This window comes from Periweissella ghanensis (genome assembly GCF_918814755.1).
Classification (GTDB): Bacteria; Bacillota; Bacilli; order Lactobacillales; family Lactobacillaceae; genus Periweissella; species Periweissella ghanensis.
On record NZ_CAKKNT010000024.1, the window covers coordinates 1 to 17,992 of the forward strand.

The window sequence follows — 17,992 nt, forward strand, 5'->3', positions numbered from 1 at the left end:
ATATTTAAAAATTAAAAAGGAAGAAACGGCTCAATTTTATTGACCGTTTTAGATCAATGTGGCTCAACTTTATTGACTATTTTTGGCTCAATTTAACTTGACGGCGACACCGGTACCAATTAGTAATGGTAGATAAACCTTGTTTATTAAACTAGATGTATTTAATGATAAATGGATATATATTGGTAAAAATATAAATAAATAATTACTAACGACCCCGCTGGTAAAAACAAGTAAACGGACCTGTTTTGAAGGACGGTGGCTCAAATTTGGCATTAAATATTGAACTAGAATAAGAATCGGTACTAATATCGTTAGCAAGACTAGTAGAATATTAGCAAAGCCTAGGTTACTAATACTTGGAAGTATTAATGCGGTCAGTAATAAAATAAAAGCGGTTAGTAATACTATTAATAGTAAATAATGGTGGCGGCGATTTTTAAAATTTAGTTGATATGATAAATTTAAGCGATTAACTTGTTCAGATAAAATAATAAACGGAACAAGTAAAGTAATACCAAAAACATCTCTAAAATAAACAATTAATAAATAAGGAATGACAAGAAAGCCTTTATTTATTAAAAATGGTAGAAATAATAGCTGGCTTTCCTTTAGTTTTTGCATGGTGCTTCTCCATAAAGTTAATTTAAAAGGTAGATAAAAGAAAAAACTGTGTTGATATGGTAATTAACACAGTTTTTTTAAGCTCCTAAGTTTAGTGAAAAGAAATAATTACTAATTACTTTTCTAGTTCTGTCCCACCGATGTTAAACTTACCTTTTACAAATGCCACGATATTTTTAAATTTACGAGCGATAAAAAATGCAGTGATAGTTGATAATGTAATCATAATAATCTCCCAAAGTTGTGCAACGTATAAACAGTTTATTTTCTATATTAAATATCAATTATCAAGTGCGCTAATTGATAATATTAACTATACTAAATGATTGTAAATTAAAAATAGATATGATGTATTTAATATGTAAAGATTTTAAATCATTGTTGTATACACTGCACTTTTCAATGCTTTTAAGTTAATAAACAAAAATAGATGTGACCTATTTTTTGAAGTGAAAAGCCTCATAGAACCAAGCCGGGTTCCATGAGGCTTTTATTTTTAATCGTTTGGAATGGTAAAAGTATTGTCAGCAAAAGAATATTGTAAACAAGGTTTAGCATCGTAACGTAAATAAACGTTTTCAACACCTAAACTATGTTCGTTAAAAGTAATGACATTATAGCTAATAGAATCTTTAAAAGATGCGTAGCGTTGATCAGTCAAGTCAATGTGATAAGCACTAGAATCAGCAGTTATACTCAAAATATTATTGTAATAATTAGTAGTAGTAAAGTGAAGGTGGCCAGATAAAACACCAATGACATTTTTATTTTGAATAATTTCATATAGCTGATCGCTATTAATAATTAGGCTATCATTACGATGTAAGACTGAAAGTCCATAGATAGGATGATGTGTGAATAATATTTTAGGAGTGGTAGTATCTTTATCTAGTTCTTCTTGTAACCAAGCAAGTTGCTTAGAAGATAACATACCTTGTTCATTAGCATCATACTTTGTATCTAAAAAGAAGTATGATGTCGTATCACTTTTGATAACATAATAATATTCATCTTGTGGTGCTTGGTTTAAATAACCTTCGAAAAATGCTGGCGTTCGATCATGATTACCTAAAATTACATGAATATTAACACCAAGTTTTTCTTTTTGAGTATCAATAATAGTTTTTAATCTAGTATAATCTGAAGCGACACCTTCATGAATAAGATCCCCTGTAAGGGCAATTAATTCAATATCAGGATACTTTAATGCAATATCATCAAAGATTTGTTGTAATTTAGTATACGGATCAGTTTTTTGGTTATAGGCATCAAGCTGACCATCGGAAGTGAGATGTAAGTCAGATATTTGAATAATTTTTTTCATAGCTAAATATTCCTTTTAGATATATTATATAATGAACCTTTTAAACGTCTGATGTTTATGATACTAGTTTAATCTATTATGTTTAATAACATATAGGTAACAATATTGTAAAAGGTTTGTAAATGCAACAAATTGATATGCTAATTATGTAAATAGCATTGGTATTTTAATTGTGTTTAACGCTATAATTTGATGATAAAGAAAAAGAGGTTTATAAAATGGACAAACAAACAACGCTTGCCTATCGGAATGCACGGCAAACCTTAGCAGAGACAACAATTATAACGCTACAAGCGGCCCTCAAAATTATGGAAGCAACAATTATTGAACGGGGTGGTGAATTGGCGGAACCATTAGTCAATGACCTTGCGATGACAGCATATCAAGCTAAAGTTACACAATTTAGTCAAATTAGTGATGATGATAAAAGTAATAAGCAATTAATTGCTGAAATTACGTACTTTGATACAATTGCAGGTGATAATATCGCTGATTTGTTAGGATTAGTTGAAGATTATCCAATTTTTGCTGCTGAATTTATTACGCAAATCAATGAATTGGTTGATGCATACGAAGCCCCCGCTCAAGATTAAATAATAGGAGTTTGACGAATGGATACACTAGTTAACTTTCGTGGTTTAAATGATTTTACAACTATCAATAAACAAAAAATGAAACCCAATCTAGTTTTTCGCAGTGGCGAGCTAGTTGATATTGCCGCCCCTGAGCGCACATTGCTCTTTGAAAATTATCAGATTAATCAAATTTACGATTTTCGCAGTAATAAGGAAATTACTGACAAACCTGATGATCAATTTAGCGGAGTAGATTACTATCATATTGATTTAATGCGCGATGCTGGTGGTCATTCAGCGTCGCTTGAAGTATTTGCATCTAATTTTGATGGAGAAAAAGCCGATGATGTGATGAAAGATATGTATCGCGAAATTGTCTTATCTCAAAGCGGTCGGGAAGGATTGCATAACTTTTTGGATGGGTTAGTCTCGCATGAAGGGCCCGCAATTTTTCACTGTTTTGCGGGTAAAGACCGGACTGGTGTAGCTGCTGCTTTACTATTAGTTAGTCTTCAAGTCACACCTAACCAAATTATGCAAGATTATTTAGCCACAAATCCAGCACGGAAAGTTGCTAATGATGCGATTATTGCTAATTATCGGCAGACAGGGCTAACAGAAGATGCGCTTTCTGTGATTGAAACGATGCTGTATGTTAAGCAATCATATTTGGAACATAGTTTTGCAACGATTGAGGAGCATTTTGGCTCAATTGCGAATTACTTTAAAGCTAATGATGGCTTAGGCTTATCAAGTGATGTCATTGCCGGATTACGTAACCAATATTTAGCATAATCAAGAGCTAGTTTAAGCTGTGTGCTTAGGCTAGCTTTTTTATCTTTTGTGACTCTTTTCACTATCTTTTTAATGTGAAATATTGTACAATGTTTGTGTTGAGAAATTAGAAGAAAATAAACACAATAAAGTGAGGCAAAAGTCATGAAAGCAGCAGTTGTACGTCAAGTCCCAGATGGTTTTGTAGATATTTTAGAAGATTGGCAACCACGAGCATTACAATTTGGTGAAGCCCTCGTTGATGTCGAATATTGTGGTTTATGTCACACAGATATTCACTGTGCTAATGGTGATTTTGGTAACCCGAATGAACTTAGGAGCCGTAATGGGGCTTTTCGTCGTGTTATCGGCCATGAAGGGGTGGGCCGCGTGGCCAAGTTGGCTGATGGCGCGTCAGATTACTTAAAAGTCGGTGATCGCGTGTCAATCGCTTGGTTCTACGATGCTTGTGGGGTTTGTGATTACTGTGTTTCTGGTAATGAAACTTTCTGTCGCAATGTCCGCAACTCTGGTTACACCATTGATGGTGCGATGGCCCAACAAGTGGTCGTTAATGCTAAGTATGCCGTTAAAGTACCCGAAGACCTTGATCCCGCGCAAGCGTCATCAATTACTTGTGCTGGGGTAACGATGTACAAATCACTTAAGGTTGGTGAAACTAAACCTGGTGAATGGGTTTCTGTTCACGGGGCTGGTGGCCTTGGTAATCTGGCTGTTCAATATGCCCACAATGTTTTTGGGGCCCATGTCGTTGCCATTGATGGGAATGACGATAAATTAGCTGCAGCCAAACAAAATGGGGCTGATATTTTAATTAATCGGCACAATGTCGCTGATATTCCTGGTGAAATTCAACGTTTAACTGGTGGGGTCCACAATGCACAAGTTACCGCCGTTAACGCCGCTGCCTTTGACCAAGCAATTGCTTCATTACGGCCTATGGGTAAATTAGTAGCCGTGGCATTACCACAAGGTGATATGGCATTAAATATTGCTAAAACGGTTTTAGATGGGATTGAAGTCCGGGGGTCCCTTGTTGGTACACGCGCTGATTTAAAAGAAGCTTTCCAATTTGGCGCCGAAGGTAAAGTTAACCCAATTGTTGAAAAAATTGATTTCGTTGACATTAATGACGCGATTAAAGACATGATGGCTGGTCAAATTACGGGCCGTAAAGTAGTTGATTTTACCCGCTTATAATGCAATATTTAGGCAATAAAAATTAATAAACAGTAAAGTGGCTAGGAAATAAGCTTATCCTAGCCACTTTTAGTATAATTAATGGTTACGTTAGGGGTAGATACTAGTATAATAAAAATAAATTTCTCCTAAGGTGTTTCTATGGAGAAAGCGAAGGGGAGGTGACCAAGGCATGCGAGCATTTGAACAAAAATTGAATAGTGCAATTGGAGCTCTTGCAGATAATAAAAAAATTGTCTGGACGCGCCAAACCGAAAATGGGCGTACATTCATCACCTATGCAACGATTGGGATTATCACGGGGCAAGTTAAATTTCTTGAATCAACAGATATTCGGCGGGCTTTTGTCGAATCAAACGAAGCGATGATGCTACCTAAATTAACTAATGAAGAAGATTTATATTTGCCATTAATCGAAATGGGGTTTGAGCCGCTCGTAATTGATAATCGGCCAGGCTATAGCAAAGCTGGTACGCGTGGTTTTTCATATCGTTTAACGGATTATTTGGCTACTGTTATTCACGGACCATATACGATTGAAAATACGCTCCATCCAAAACAAAATAAAGCGTTAATCTATGGTTTACTTGAGCAAAATGCCGCGGTCGGCGTTTTTATTAACGATCCTGAAGAAATTACCGCGGAAGTTATTAATGAATTACTGTTATTTAAAAATCAACTAGCCGGTTGTGATATGCCATTATTACGTCGCATTGCGGATAAAATTGAAGCCGATTTAATGGCTTATCAAAATGCGGGTAAATTACTTGATTTAGCAACGCTATATCGCTATCAAGCTAATCTCCATACGGCGCGCTTATACGCAACTGATAAAAAGATCAACCAAGCGCAAGCACTAGGTTATGATCCATCATATATGCAAAGCCCGCACGATCGCATTATCTGGGTTAGTGAAAATAGTGATGGCACGTTTAGTTATGTTGCCAAGGCAGTCATTAATATTGTCACGGGCCGGTTACAAAAAATTATTACGTCATCAATTGAAAAAGCGGGGATTGAAGATCCATTGTATCGGCGGGTGTCTGATTTAGCGACGAATGTACGAAAAGCTGAAATCTTAAAATTACAAGGGTATTTACCAATTCGAATTACGACTAGCGATACACAAGTTGGCAGTAAGTCCTATGATTTTGAACGGCAGTATCTAACAGCTGAAACAGATGGCCGGTTTACACTTGAAAATACCTTTAGCAATGCGCTTAACTCGCGCTTTGCAGCGACAATCGAGCAACAGATTGCAACTGTCATCCAGACCCCACGTAGCGAATGGTATACATATACTATTGAGCACCCGGCTGAATGTGAAGATATGCAGTTATTTAAGATAACCAATGAAATTATTCATTTGAAAAATTTTCTCGTGATACGCCCCAATAATTTTTTGCAACAAATGATTCAATTGATTGAATATCAAGTTGAGCGGGCGGAACGTTTTGAAAAACGCCTCAGTTTAGAGGTTTTAGGTGAGTATGCGAATAACTTGGAATATGCCTTGTTATTGATTGAAGAAGACGTTATTGATGAATATTGATAACCAAAAAATTATTATTGATTTACTTATTACATAAAAAATATTTCGTGAAAAATTAAAATAAAAATTCTTGAAATTTTGAATTTTTTTGCTTCACAACTCGATAAAAAAGCGTACAATAAGTGTATAAGATATATTTGATATGTAGTATAGGTATGTGGGACTGGCCGTTTGGTTAGTTCTTTTTTTGTGCCCAAAAAGTAGCTATTAACGAAAAACACCACCATGGCTGAAGAAAAATCTTCGACCATGGTGGCGTTTTACTGTCAATGCTTAGTTAACTTTGGCGGCGGGCAAGGACTTCTTGCCACTTAACTTCATAGCCAGCCCCCTTTTTAAAGTGAATTGAACTTGAAGGGTAATCCAAATCGCGATCTTTTTCATAACCAATAGCCGCGATAACTTCTGCTTCATCGTAGCAAGGTAAGTAGTCATAAAAATCAAATTGGATACTGCCTTTTCCTTTTGACAATGATGCTAACGCTTCTGGATATTGGGCAAAATCGCGGACGGGTCCTTGACCATCAATCGTACAAACATCCCCATTAATCACTGGCGGATTAAATTGGCCATGTAGTTTAGGAATATCCGCTAAAACCCGGCCCATGTAGTCGGTGGGAACGATGATTTCAAACGCATACCATGGTTCCAAGACTTGCGATTGGGCCTGCTCGAGACCTTGACGAATAGCACGCCAAGTCGCCGCTCGTTCATCACCTTTACTTGTATGCAAGAGACTTAATTTACCAGCAAGTAAGGTGACGTGGATTTTAGTTAATGGTGAACCAGTCAGGACGCCAATTTGGGGGCGTGCGTACAAGCTATCTTCAATAATATTTTGAGCTTGTTTATATAGTTGTTCCAAAGACACTTCACTACTAAAACTTAGGCCAGGTTGATCACTTGGACTTAATTTTAAAGTGATATCAGCATAGTGACCAATCGGTTCATAGTGACCATAACCAATGACCATATCCGTGATCGTTTCTTGATATAAGACGGTATATTCTGAAAAATCAACTTGAAACGGCGTCATTTGCGCTAATAAATCTTGGAAAACTTCCAGCTGAATTTTACCAACAAAATCAATATAAATCATGCGGGTGTCTTTGGGAAAATGGAGCTCGATTAACGGCATTTGTTCGGTGATATGTTGGATTACTTGATAAAAATTAGTGTCAAACGGCTGCGGTGAAGTCATCGTGGCCCGTAACATTGGTTTTTTTGCCACGGTAAAATCTGGTATGAAATTACCAAGGCCCATCCCAATCTGGGTTGATTTTAATCCAGTTACCCCAATGATATCACCAGTTTCAGCATGCTCAATTTGTTGATATTGTGCGCCCGAATAACGCCGGAGTTCATTAATTTTTTCGGTTTCATCCCCAATAACAATGCTCGTACGCGGTACTAATTGGCCACTCGTGATTTTTAAAAGGGTGACCCGTTCATTTTTATCATTGTAGATAATTTTATATACATATGCCCCAAAATCATTCGGATTAGGGACAGCTGGCACGACAGTAGTTTCAGCGATTAACGTCATAAAATCACTAATCCCAACTTGCTTTAAAGCACTGCCACCCATAATTAATAGGGCCTCACCACTAGCAATTACGCGTTGGGTTGCCGCCAAAGCTAAGGCCGGAGTAGCCGTTTCAGCGAGCACTGCTTCGAGCATGGTTTCATCATAGTTAGCTAACCATTCCCAGTAAGTTGTGCTATTTAAATCAGCGCGACTAGTTAAGTAATAACTATCGGAGGTTAAATAGTTAGCGATGCCATCTAAACACGCTTGTAAATCACTCGTTTGACTGTCCAATTTATTGATAAAGATATAGGTGGGGATGCCGCGTTTTTTTAACATGCGGGATAACGTCAGGGTATGACTTTGAACTCCATCATTACCATTAATAACTAAAATCGCGACATCAACGACCGGTAAGGTTTGTTCCATTTCCGGCATTAAATCAATATGGCCGGGGGTATCTAGTAATTGAAATGCTTGATCAAGGTAGCTGAAATGCGATGTATCACTAAAAACGGTAATTCCCTTAGTCCGTTCAATCGCGTGGTAGTCTAATAGTGTACTTTGCTTATCGACCCGGCCAAGCGAAGTGATAGTTTGGGCTTCATATAAGAGCGCTTCACTAAAAGTCGTTTTGCCGGCGTCAACGTGGGCATAAACCCCAATGGTAATTTTCATATGTGCCTCCTAAAAAGGTCAATGTTACTTATTATTTTAGCAATTTAGCGGTTAAAAAACTAGGAAGCACGGAATCAAGGCAGTTCCATGTGGCTAGGACATTAGTAAACATGATAAAATATATAGCGACAAAAGAGAGGCAAATTATGAAATTTCATCAAATGAACTGGCAACAGCGCTTAGCAGCAATCGATGCTAATACTAATTTAAGTACCAGTGAAAAAGCATTACTCAACCACAATTATTCAGCAATTAATGAACAAATGATTGAAAACTATATCACGAGTTTTTCTCTACCGGAAGGGGTTTTGCCCAATATCATCATCAACGACGATGCCTATCAAGTACCGATGGTGACGGAAGAACCATCCGTTATTGCGGCGGCGTCTAACGGAGCCCGTATGATTAATATGGGTGGGGGCGTTCACACAACGAATGTTTCACGTGAAATGATCGGGCAAGTTTTAATCAATGACGCTGATTTTAGTACCATTGAGACGTTAGTTACCAACCAAGCGGCGCACTTAATTGACCTTGGAAATGCTGCACATCCATCAATGGCCCAACGTGGGGGTGGATTAAAGCGGATTACCACCCGTGATTTGGGGTCTGGTTTTGTATCAGTTGATTTGCACATTGATACGCAAGCCGCTATGGGAGCAAATGTGGTCAACACGATTAGTGAAGCGGTTGCCGGTTATTTTAAAGCCCAGCAAGTTGGTAATGTTGTGATGGCAATTTTATCTAATTTTGCGACGAGTTCATTAGTAACGGCTAAAGTTGCGTTACCCTTTAAAGCTATTGCGAAAGCTGGATTTGAAGCCGCCGACATTGCACAGCGTATTGTGCTAGCTAACCAATTTAGCCAGCGTGACCCATACCGGGCGACGACTGAAAATAAAGGGGTCATGAATGGGATTGATGCCGTTGTGATGGCTAGTGGCAATGATTGGCGCGCCATTAGTGCCGGGGTGCATGCGTATGCGGCTCGGGATGGTCAATATCGTAATTTAGTAACTTGGACGTGTGATGACACTACGTTATATGGTGAAATTACGGTGCCAATGCCGGTGGGAATTGTCGGTGGCTCAATTAGTATTGTGCCGCTAGTGCAAACGAACCACAAATTACTAAATGTGGATTCAGCTAGTCAGTTAGCACAAGTAATTGTGGCCGTTGGTTTGGCACAAAACTTATCGGCGTTACGGGCTTTAGTGACTAGTGGTATTCAGGCAGGACATATGCAACTACAATTAAAATCCTTAGCTTTAGCCGTGGGTGCCACGATTGCGGAAGTACCAGTTTTAGTAACCCAACTACAACAAGCGGCGCATGCTGATATGCAAACAGCACGCCAATTATTAACAGAAATGAGAGAAAAATAAATGACAGAAGCACGTTTAGGACAAGCAACACAACAACTTTTAAAGCAAATCAATGATATCTTCCCTGGTGAAATCATGGTGCGCTTGGGTGCCGAAAAGAGTGGTCAAATCACGTATAATCAAGCGAGTCGTGACATGATGGGCAGTCGTTTATTAATTCAAGTGACGGATGTAACCGCCCCTGATTACACGGCGACCCACGAATTGATGCACATCTTAATGTCATTAACGGGCTTTCCCCAAGTGATGTTTGATTTAAAATTTGATGACCAAGAATTAAACGAACAAATGATGAGTATGACGACGCGTTTGTATGACGTTGTGGCACACCAAGTCATTGTTCAAGAACAACGCAAGCACGGTTTAATGACAGCCGAAGTTGCCGAAGCCTATGCGGCAGGGGTGACAGCAACATTAACCGTTGAAGGTCCTAAAAATGATGATGAAGCCGCCTTACGGTTATTAACGTTATTAGATGCTTTTGCCTTCTATAGTGAAGATGATGACAAACGTAAGTACATGGCCAGCTTCCGGAAAGATTACCCATTAGCATACGAAGCGGCCAAAAACATCAATGCGGTTATTACTAAAAAGCCGATCAATTCACCATTTAGTATGCGCCGGGCGATTGTTAAGTTGTTCAAAGCCTTTGATGAACAAATGGCAATTTGGCACATGCCAGCATTACACGCAACCGAATACGCCACGTTAACTAGTGTCCTTTCAAAACGCCAAGCCGGAATGCAAGTGCGCCAAATTTTTGAGGTCTTCCATTCAGAAATGTTGGATAAAAAGACTGGCGAACGCGCCTTTGTTGGTTTGAATCGCTTAGATCGTCAAAACGGCTTTGTGATTTCAGTGCCTGAAGAAGTTACGGGTGGTTCAACGGAATGGTTCAAACAATTATATGATATGACGGTTGAAGAATTATTTGATAGCATTGCTATGCCATACACATTACGTGAAGAAGAAGCTAGCGAAGCTGACAACGATTAATTAAGGAGTGACCAATGGCAGTTGATTTACAAGCACGGATTAATGCAGCGAAAAAGATTGTTTTTATGACGGGAGCCGGTGTATCGACAGCTTCAGGGATCCCCGATTATCGATCGAAAAATGGGTTGTACCACAACCAAACCTTACGCCCAGAATATTTGTTAAGTACTGATGCATTACGCGATGAACCAGCAGCAATGTATCAATTTATTATGGATAATATGTTTTATCCAGAGGCCCAACCAAATGTGATTCATACTAAAATGGCCGCTTTAACGCAGCAAGGTAAAGCTAAAATCATTACGCAAAATGTCGATGGGTTACATTTAAAAGCCGACGCCAAGGCGGAAGACGTGATTGAATTTCATGGTAACATCTATGATATTTACGCGCCGACAGATAATCAGCATGTAGATTACCAAGCATACCAAGCCGGAATGCGGCGGGCTGATGGGGCTTTATTACGACCTAATATTACTTTATATGGTGAAATTCCATTCCGCGTTAACCAAGCGATGGCATGGGTGCATGACGCTGATTTGATTGTTATTGTCGGGACAAGTTTTGTCGTTTATCCGTTTGCCGGTTTATTAGAATACGCCCAACCGAATGCCCAAGTGGTGGCGATTAATTTGGAACGAATTCCAGCCCCAGCTTTTGTTGAACAAACAATTGGTGATGCGGTTGCGGTATTTAATGGTCTTGAAGTATAAATATTAAAAGAGCTCCTTGGATTTTGCGAAATTCAAGAAGCTCTTTTTTATTGCAAGCCTATTACGGCAGAAGTAGTAATTTATATACGCTATATGTAAATGGAAAGTAAATATGTGTTACATAAACGATATGCAAGGAGGTCCTGAAAAAGGCCGGTTTCTGAGCAGATTATTTGACAAATTACTATTATTAAGGGATTTACAAGGGACTATTAAGTGCTTTAAAGCAATTTGTAATAGCTGTTAAAGTAAAAAATACCAATAAAATTGATACAAAGCTTTACAGCTTCATGTCTTAAATCTAAATATAAACCCCGTATAGTTATGGATATTGAATGAAAGGGGATTTTCTGATGCGATTTGGCAAGAAATCTGGAATTTTAGTTTTAAGTTTGGCTTTAACTGGTACTTTATTGGCAGGTTGTTCAACAAAAGGGAGCGACTCAGCGACTTCTGATAACTTAACAACCATCACTAAAAATGCGAAAAAAGAAGGTATGGTTCGTTCTGTTGGGATGCCTGATACATGGGCTAACTGGGTTGGTACATGGAACGACTTGAAGGACAAGTATGGCTTGAAGCACCAAGATACTGATATGTCTAGTGCTCAAGAATTACAAAACTTCAAATCAGTTGGTAAAACTGCCAATGCGGCTGACTTAGGTGATATTGGGATCAACGTGGCCCCAACTGCCGTTAAGCAAAACCTCTTGATGTCATACAAAACTAAGTACTGGGATGAAATTCCTGCCTGGGCTAAAGATTCTAAAGGTTACTGGTCAGCTGGTTACACAGGAACCATCGCTTTCATTACGGATACTAAAAACGTTAAAGCAAGTGATGCCCCAACTACATGGAAGCAACTTGCTGATGGTAAATACAACGTTGACCTTGGGGATGTAACGTCGGCTGCACAATCACAATATGCGGTGCTTGCAGCTGCGGTTGCCAATGGTGGTAACGAAAAAGACATCCAACCTGGTATTAAGTTCTTCCAAAAATTACAAAAAGAACACCGTTTATCAACTAACAACTTGACGGTGCAAAACCTTCAAAAGGGTGAAACGCAAGTTGCTATCGTTTGGGACTTTAACGCCCTTAACTACCGTAAGTTGATCGGTGATAACAGTCGTTACAAGATTACGATTCCTACTGATGGATCAGTAATGAGTGGTTACGCTGAAGTTATTAACAAAAATGCTGCCCACCCCAATGCTGCTAAATTAGCTCGTAACTACATCTTGTCAGATGCTGGTCAAATTAACTTGGCCAAAGGATTTGCTCGTCCAATCCGGACTGATGTTAAGTTACCAGCTGACATTGCTGCCCAATTGTTGCCAGACAGCGATTACAAGGACGTTTACCACGTTAAGGACGCTGATGCTTGGAACGCAATAACACTTAAGTTAGCCCAATTGTGGCAATCAGAAGTATTAGGTAAGTAATTTTAGGAGCGTGAAATATGGGTTCAAAGGTCAAGTTATTTTTTCCGTTTAGCTTGGTGATGTTAATTGGATTAATTTTACCAGTTATTGTCATGGTAATTGCGGGTTTTCAAGGCATGGATGGTGGTTTTACATTAAGTAATTACACGACCATTTTCGGCCAGAACTACTATCGGATGGCGATTTTCAACAGTTTATGGATTTCATTAATTGCGGGAATCATTGGGTTAGTAATTTCGATTTTGGGAGCTTGGGCGATTACGCGGTTAGCTGAACGGACACAAAACATTTTAATTATTTTGTTTAACTTGGCAGCAAGTTTTGCAGGAATCCCTTTAGCATTTTCATTAATTATTGTTTTTGGGAATGCCGGAATTGCTAAAGCCTTAGCGCACACATTGCACATTGGCTTTCTTGGTAATTTTAGTATTTATTCACTGCAAGGTTTAATTTTGGCCTACACCTTCTTTGAAGTGCCACTGGGAATTTTGTTCCTCTATGCACCAATGAAAGAAATCAAGAAAGAGTGGTTTGAAGCTGCCTTAGTATTGGGCGCAAACCGCTCTTTCTTTATTAAGACCATTATTTTACCAATCTTGCTACCAAACATTATCGAAACATTTATTATTTTATTTGCCAATGCGATGGGTACATACGAAACGATGTATGCCTTAACTGGGAATAATTTTATTTCAATTCCCATCGTGATTGGGTCGTTAATTGACGGTTCACTTAATGCCAACGTACCACTTGCGTGTGCCTTAGCAACAATCTTTGCTGCTGTGATGGCCATCCTTGTGTTAGCTGGTAACCGAATCATCAACAGAAAGAGGAAGTAGTATGAAAGCACACAGTGTCGATAAATGGCTACCGCGATTAATTATTATCTTGATTGCGATATTCTTACTTGGGCCCATTGTGGCGACATTTATTTATTCAATTTCAACGGTTTGGGTTAAAACGATTTTACCAAGCGGATTAACATTTAAGTGGTATGGCGTGTTAACGGCGGATCCGGATTTTATTCCATCAACGTTACGTTCATTAATTTTGGCTGTTGCGGTCGTTTTAGTGACAATGTTGGCCTTTTTGCCGGTAATCTTTTACGCTAATGTCTACAATCCAAATTTAAAAGAAAAGTTACGGTATCTCTCAATTTTGCCATATTCAATTCCTGGGATTGTTTTGGTAACGGGGTTAGTGCAATTGTACGGTAGTATACCAGTACCTAAATTATTAATTTTGATTTTGACGATTTCCGCAATTTGTTTACCAGCGTTCTATCAAAGTTTGAACAATGCCTTTATGGGGGATGACTTCCGCGGCATGTTTGAACAAGCCCAATTACTCGGTGATAGTAAGCTAGGGGCCTTTATTCGGGTCGTCTTACCAAACATTCGGGCCGGCTTGATGGTTGGATTATTATTAACCTTTGCCACCGCCTTTACCGAATATGTAATTACCAATATTTTCTTAACTGGTCAATACGAAACATTGAAGATCTACATGTACCGCTTAATGAACACCAACGGAAATGCAGCGAGTGTGCTGACAATTATTTTCTTCATTTTCCTTGGTATCATTGCATTTATTTTAATTAAGATAGTTTCAAGTCAAAAACGGTCTACAAAGGAGTAACAACAAGTTATGGTTAACACGGACAACTTTTTAAGTGTCAGTCATTTGAATATTAGCTTTAATGGCAACACAGTGATTAAGGATTTGAGTTTTAATATTAAGAAAGGGACTTTAACATCGTTTTTAGGACCTAGTGGTAGTGGTAAGACCACCGTATTACGGGCAATTGCTGGTTTGAACCAAGCGTTTGCTGGTCAAATTATGCTAGATGGCCAAGATATTACGAACTTACAACCTAACCAACGAAATATTGGCATGATTTTCCAATCATATGCGTTGTTCCCTAACTTAACGGTATTTGATAATATCGCATATGGTTTACGGGTACAAAAGAAGTCAAAGGCTGAAATTGAAAAAGCTGTTACGGATATGTTAGCTGTGATTGGTTTAACGGAACGACGTGATTACTATCCTGCTAATTTATCAGGTGGTCAACGCCAACGGGTAGCCATTGCCCGCTCAATGGTTTTAGAACCTAAATTATTACTGTTGGATGAACCTTTAAGTGCCCTTGACGCTAAAACGCGGGTTGAGTTACGTAATCAGATTAAACGTTACCAACAAGAACTTGGAATTACGATGATTTTTGTGACGCACGACCAAACGGAAGCGATGGCAATTTCTGATGATGTTTTAATCATGAGTTTAGGTGAATTAGAACAACAAGGCTCAGCGATGGATATTTACACTAATCCTAAAACAATGTTTGTGGCGGACTTTATTGGTAACCATAATGTTTTAACGGGCACTGATTTAAGTAAACTTGGCTTAGGAACTGCTCAACCAGACGGCCAATACATTATTCGTCCGGAACTTTTGGAACACGTGATGCCAGCTGATTTAAATGGTTATGCACCAATTGAAGGGCAAGTTGTTGAGATGGCGGTCTTAGGTAACCGCGTTGAGTACAGTTTGAAGACGGCAACTGGACACATTGTTAAAGCGGAATGCATGAACCAAAACATTAACTTTACGATTAATGATCACATTAAAGTGTATCTCAAGGTTACAGAAATCAAGAAAGTTGGTTAAAGCATGAATTTAGAACGTCTTTTACAAATTGATCGCCGGACTTGGAACGGTCATACACATACTGAATTTTGCCCACATGGCTCTGGTGAAAATGTGGAACTGTTTATTCAAAAAGCTATTGAAGCAGGCTTTAAGACGTATACGGTGACGGAACATTTTCCGATGGCCCCAGAATTTTATGCTAATGTAACAGGCGCGGAACACGCCATTACAACGGCATGTATGAAGCCGGAAGACTTACCTGCGTATTTTGCTGAATTGGCCGCTTTGAAGGCTAAGTATGCTGATCAAATTACGATTTTAACGGGTTTTGAGTTTGACTACTTGAAGCTTGGTCGCGAATATACGGCGGCAGCACTTGCCCAATATGCTGATCAAATTGATGATGCGATTTTATCAGTGCACTTTTTACCAACTAAAGATGGATTACGCGCCGTTGATGACAGTGCCGAAGACTTTATAGATGGGGTCTTAGCGGAATATGGTAGCCCACTTGGGGTTGCTAATGCTTATTTAGAAACGATTAAGGAAGCGATTGAATGGCAAGTTGAGAATAAGCCAGGGCGGATTGGCCACATTACGTTGTATCGTAAATGGCGTAATGAATTTCCAAATGAAACAACATGGTGTGATGCCCAAACGAGTGCCTTAGTAACTGAAATCTTGCAACTAGTTAAAGCCCAAGGCGTGATGTTAGATTGCAATATGTCAGGGATTCCCCGTGCAACACAAACCGAGCCATCCCCAACTTTTGACATCATTCGCGAAGCGCTTGTGCTAGGAATTCCAATGGTTTATGGGGCCGATGCCCATGCTGTTGCTGCTGTTGATCAGGGGTACAATGTCTATCTCGATCAAGAAATGTATTTATAAGAGTTGAGGAACTAAACATGAAGTTAACTGTACCGGCAGATGCTGCTTTTAAGATTTGTCAAATTACTGATATTCACTTGGGAACATTTCCATTAAAGGAAGAAGACGAACGAACTTTAGCGGGGATTGAACAAGTATTAACTGCTAATGATTTTGATTTGATTATGGTTACCGGGGATTTAATCTGGGGTAAAATCAATGAAGCACCCAAAGAATCATTAGCAGAATTATTTAAAGTATTAAACCGTAGCGGGGTCCCAGTTGCCTTAACTTATGGTAACCACGATACAGAAGGTAACTTTAGTCGTGCGGATTTACGCAACTACGAAAACATGTTGGCTAATCCAGCCACCAAGGAAAATGCATTCGTGATTAACGATCGTGAAAATTACACGCTTGATGTTTACCAAGATGATCAAGTTCGTAACCGGATTTTTGTTTGGGATTCTGGTGATTACTTTAATTCCGCCGTTAAAGAAGGTTATGCTACCTTAGAACCGGAACAAGTGATGTGGTTTAACAATCAAGCGATTGAGCGCGATGCAACTGCGACTGATTTGGCCTTTATGCACATTCCATTGTTTGAATACTACTTGGCGGAAGATAATATCCTTGAAGGTATGAAGGGTGAAAAGATTTGCTCTGGTTGGTATAGTTCAGGTCTCTTCTATGCCTTTATCAAGCAACAAAATGTGAAGGCCTTATTCGTTGGCCATGACCATGAAAACAATTACCGTAGTAGCGTTGATGGTGTTGAACTAAGTTATGGTAATGTGACTGGTTACAATACGTATGGTGAATTAGCACGAGGTGTGCGGGTGATTGATTTATATGCCGATCACTATGATACGCGAGTAATTAATTTCTAAATAGATAAAATAAATAGCACCCATTTTTATCACGAAAATGGGTGCTATTTATTTTTAAAATTTACCGATTTTAGGTATGATTAAACATATTAAGACTAGTTGTTAAATATTAGACAGTTGGATTAATAATTAGATTTTGTGGAGCTAAGCGCCGACTAGCCGCAATAATGCGGGCAACTTCTTCAGGAGACTCAGGGTTTGGTTTTTTAATCCAATGAATGACAATACTAAAGAGACAGTCAACTAATAATTGCCGGGCGTAATCATCGGGGAGTTCGGGGGTCATATGGCCATTGTTATTGTGAACACTTTCCATAAAATACTTTTCAATAAGGTGTTTAACCCGCGTTAAGACTTCATGATTTTCAGCATTGAGCACGAGGACGCGAATCATGCGAATATTATTGTAGATGTAATTCAAGACGTTTGAAAATGATAAATAGACACTATCATTTGAATTATTTTGGACAAAAATTTCGTTATAGATTGAGTTGTCGCTAATTTTAGTTTGAAACTCACTAAGAATGTTGGCGAATAATTCAGTTTGGATTTCTTCTAATAAGGCATCGAGATCTTTATAGTTCACATAGAAAGTTCCACGACTAAGATTGGCCTCTTTAACGAGATTGCTGATGGTAACGTTGTTGATGCCATCACGATCACAGAGGGTAATATAAGCATCTTTGAGCTTTTGCTGGGTTTGTTGGACACGTTGATTTTGGCGCATACTGACTTCCTTTCAAATATTCAAACATAAATTCAAAC

Annotated in this window: 17 protein-coding genes; 13 read left to right on the plus strand and 4 right to left on the minus strand. The window is 38.7% G+C overall.

Translation table 11 applies throughout. From position 1 onward, the window contains the following. Positions 1-87 precede the first annotated feature (87 nt). Both LQZ76_RS07650 and LQZ76_RS07655 read right to left on the minus strand, forming a co-directional pair. Positions 88-624, minus strand: coding sequence for a hypothetical protein (locus LQZ76_RS07650; RefSeq protein WP_230099134.1), 537 nt, complete (start codon positions 622-624; stop codon positions 88-90). Positions 625-1,120: 496 nt separating this feature from the next. After that, the gene (locus tag LQZ76_RS07655; RefSeq protein ID WP_230099135.1) at positions 1,121-1,948 is read right to left on the minus strand and encodes a metallophosphoesterase family protein; all 828 of its coding nucleotides are present in this window, start codon (positions 1,946-1,948) and stop codon (positions 1,121-1,123) included. Between the two features lie 218 nt (positions 1,949-2,166). On the opposite strand from LQZ76_RS07655, the gene LQZ76_RS07660 reads away from it, so the two are divergent. The 4 genes from LQZ76_RS07660 (at position 2,167) to LQZ76_RS07675 (ending at position 6,070) form a co-directional block, all read left to right on the plus strand. After that, on the plus strand, positions 2,167-2,541 hold the full coding sequence (locus LQZ76_RS07660) for a hypothetical protein (RefSeq protein WP_230099136.1): 375 nt from the start codon (positions 2,167-2,169) through the stop codon (positions 2,539-2,541). An 18-nt stretch (positions 2,542-2,559) separates the two neighbouring features. Beyond that, positions 2,560-3,318: a tyrosine-protein phosphatase gene (locus tag LQZ76_RS07665; protein WP_230099137.1), complete on the plus strand. Its 759-nt coding sequence runs from the start codon at positions 2,560-2,562 to the stop codon at positions 3,316-3,318. A 144-nt stretch (positions 3,319-3,462) separates the two neighbouring features. After that, positions 3,463-4,518, plus strand: coding sequence for an alcohol dehydrogenase AdhP (adhP, locus tag LQZ76_RS07670; RefSeq protein WP_230099138.1), 1,056 nt, complete (start codon positions 3,463-3,465; stop codon positions 4,516-4,518). Positions 4,519-4,690: 172 nt separating this feature from the next. Next, complete coding sequence (locus LQZ76_RS07675) at positions 4,691-6,070, plus strand: hypothetical protein (RefSeq protein WP_230099139.1); 1,380 nt, start codon at positions 4,691-4,693, stop codon at positions 6,068-6,070. A 277-nt stretch (positions 6,071-6,347) separates the two neighbouring features. Here the strand turns inward: LQZ76_RS07675 and LQZ76_RS07680 are convergent, their stop codons facing one another. Continuing rightward, the gene (locus tag LQZ76_RS07680; RefSeq protein WP_230099140.1) at positions 6,348-8,276 is read right to left on the minus strand and encodes a GTP-binding protein; all 1,929 of its coding nucleotides are present in this window, start codon (positions 8,274-8,276) and stop codon (positions 6,348-6,350) included. Between the two features lie 146 nt (positions 8,277-8,422). Here LQZ76_RS07680 and LQZ76_RS07685 point away from each other — a divergent pair, with 146 nt between their 5' ends. From LQZ76_RS07685 to LQZ76_RS07725, 9 genes are all read left to right on the plus strand, one after another. Continuing rightward, positions 8,423-9,661 (plus strand): hydroxymethylglutaryl-CoA reductase, degradative, encoded by a 1,239-nt coding sequence (locus LQZ76_RS07685; protein ID WP_230099141.1) that lies wholly within the window; start codon positions 8,423-8,425, stop codon positions 9,659-9,661. Further along, positions 9,662-10,657: an IpaB/EvcA family protein gene (locus tag LQZ76_RS07690; protein ID WP_230099142.1), complete on the plus strand. Its 996-nt coding sequence runs from the start codon at positions 9,662-9,664 to the stop codon at positions 10,655-10,657. Between the two features lie 14 nt (positions 10,658-10,671). Further along, complete coding sequence (locus LQZ76_RS07695; protein WP_230099143.1) at positions 10,672-11,370, plus strand: NAD-dependent protein deacylase; 699 nt, start codon at positions 10,672-10,674, stop codon at positions 11,368-11,370. Positions 11,371-11,723: 353 nt separating this feature from the next. Then, entirely contained in the window at positions 11,724-12,815 is a 1,092-nt protein-coding gene (locus LQZ76_RS07700; RefSeq protein WP_230099144.1) for an ABC transporter substrate-binding protein, read from the plus strand. Between the two features lie 17 nt (positions 12,816-12,832). Continuing rightward, entirely contained in the window at positions 12,833-13,654 is an 822-nt protein-coding gene (locus LQZ76_RS07705; protein WP_230099145.1) for an ABC transporter permease, read from the plus strand. 1 nt (position 13,655) lies between these two features. Next, entirely contained in the window at positions 13,656-14,453 is a 798-nt protein-coding gene (locus LQZ76_RS07710; protein ID WP_230099146.1) for an ABC transporter permease, read from the plus strand. A 9-nt stretch (positions 14,454-14,462) separates the two neighbouring features. Beyond that, positions 14,463-15,485, plus strand: a complete 1,023-nt coding sequence (locus tag LQZ76_RS07715) for an ABC transporter ATP-binding protein (protein WP_230099147.1) — start codon at positions 14,463-14,465, stop codon at positions 15,483-15,485. 3 nt (positions 15,486-15,488) lie between these two features. Next, positions 15,489-16,358 (plus strand): histidinol-phosphatase HisJ, encoded by an 870-nt coding sequence (hisJ, locus tag LQZ76_RS07720; RefSeq protein ID WP_230099148.1) that lies wholly within the window; start codon positions 15,489-15,491, stop codon positions 16,356-16,358. A 17-nt stretch (positions 16,359-16,375) separates the two neighbouring features. Continuing rightward, entirely contained in the window at positions 16,376-17,227 is an 852-nt protein-coding gene (locus LQZ76_RS07725) for a metallophosphoesterase family protein (protein ID WP_230099149.1), read from the plus strand. A 109-nt stretch (positions 17,228-17,336) separates the two neighbouring features. Here LQZ76_RS07725 and LQZ76_RS07730 read toward each other — a convergent pair whose 3' ends face one another. Beyond that, positions 17,337-17,954 (minus strand): TetR/AcrR family transcriptional regulator, encoded by a 618-nt coding sequence (locus LQZ76_RS07730; RefSeq protein ID WP_230099150.1) that lies wholly within the window; start codon positions 17,952-17,954, stop codon positions 17,337-17,339. Between the last annotated feature and the right edge of the window lie 38 nt (positions 17,955-17,992).

Bases quoted from the DNA above. Each gene is read 5' to 3' on its own strand.
- LQZ76_RS07705 (WP_230099145.1), top strand. From the start codon at position 12,833: ATGGGTTCAAAGGTCAAGTTATTTTTTCCGTTTAGCTTGGTGATGTTA.
- LQZ76_RS07675 (WP_230099139.1), top strand. From the start codon at position 4,691: ATGCGAGCATTTGAACAAAAATTGAATAGTGCAATTGGAGCTCTTGCA.
- adhP (WP_230099138.1), top strand. From the start codon at position 3,463: ATGAAAGCAGCAGTTGTACGTCAAGTCCCAGATGGTTTTGTAGATATT.
- LQZ76_RS07665 (WP_230099137.1), top strand. From the start codon at position 2,560: ATGGATACACTAGTTAACTTTCGTGGTTTAAATGATTTTACAACTATC.
- hisJ (WP_230099148.1), top strand. From the start codon at position 15,489: ATGAATTTAGAACGTCTTTTACAAATTGATCGCCGGACTTGGAACGGT.
- LQZ76_RS07725 (WP_230099149.1), top strand. From the start codon at position 16,376: ATGAAGTTAACTGTACCGGCAGATGCTGCTTTTAAGATTTGTCAAATT.
- LQZ76_RS07695 (WP_230099143.1), top strand. From the start codon at position 10,672: ATGGCAGTTGATTTACAAGCACGGATTAATGCAGCGAAAAAGATTGTT.
- LQZ76_RS07685 (WP_230099141.1), top strand. From the start codon at position 8,423: ATGAAATTTCATCAAATGAACTGGCAACAGCGCTTAGCAGCAATCGAT.
- LQZ76_RS07710 (WP_230099146.1), top strand. From the start codon at position 13,656: ATGAAAGCACACAGTGTCGATAAATGGCTACCGCGATTAATTATTATC.
- LQZ76_RS07655 (WP_230099135.1), bottom strand. From the start codon at position 1,948: ATGAAAAAAATTATTCAAATATCTGACTTACATCTCACTTCCGATGGT.
- LQZ76_RS07650 (WP_230099134.1), bottom strand. From the start codon at position 624: ATGCAAAAACTAAAGGAAAGCCAGCTATTATTTCTACCATTTTTAATA.
- LQZ76_RS07680 (WP_230099140.1), bottom strand. From the start codon at position 8,276: ATGAAAATTACCATTGGGGTTTATGCCCACGTTGACGCCGGCAAAACG.
- LQZ76_RS07730 (WP_230099150.1), bottom strand. From the start codon at position 17,954: ATGCGCCAAAATCAACGTGTCCAACAAACCCAGCAAAAGCTCAAAGAT.
- LQZ76_RS07700 (WP_230099144.1), top strand. From the start codon at position 11,724: ATGCGATTTGGCAAGAAATCTGGAATTTTAGTTTTAAGTTTGGCTTTA.
- LQZ76_RS07660 (WP_230099136.1), top strand. From the start codon at position 2,167: ATGGACAAACAAACAACGCTTGCCTATCGGAATGCACGGCAAACCTTA.
- LQZ76_RS07715 (WP_230099147.1), top strand. From the start codon at position 14,463: ATGGTTAACACGGACAACTTTTTAAGTGTCAGTCATTTGAATATTAGC.
- LQZ76_RS07690 (WP_230099142.1), top strand. From the start codon at position 9,662: ATGACAGAAGCACGTTTAGGACAAGCAACACAACAACTTTTAAAGCAA.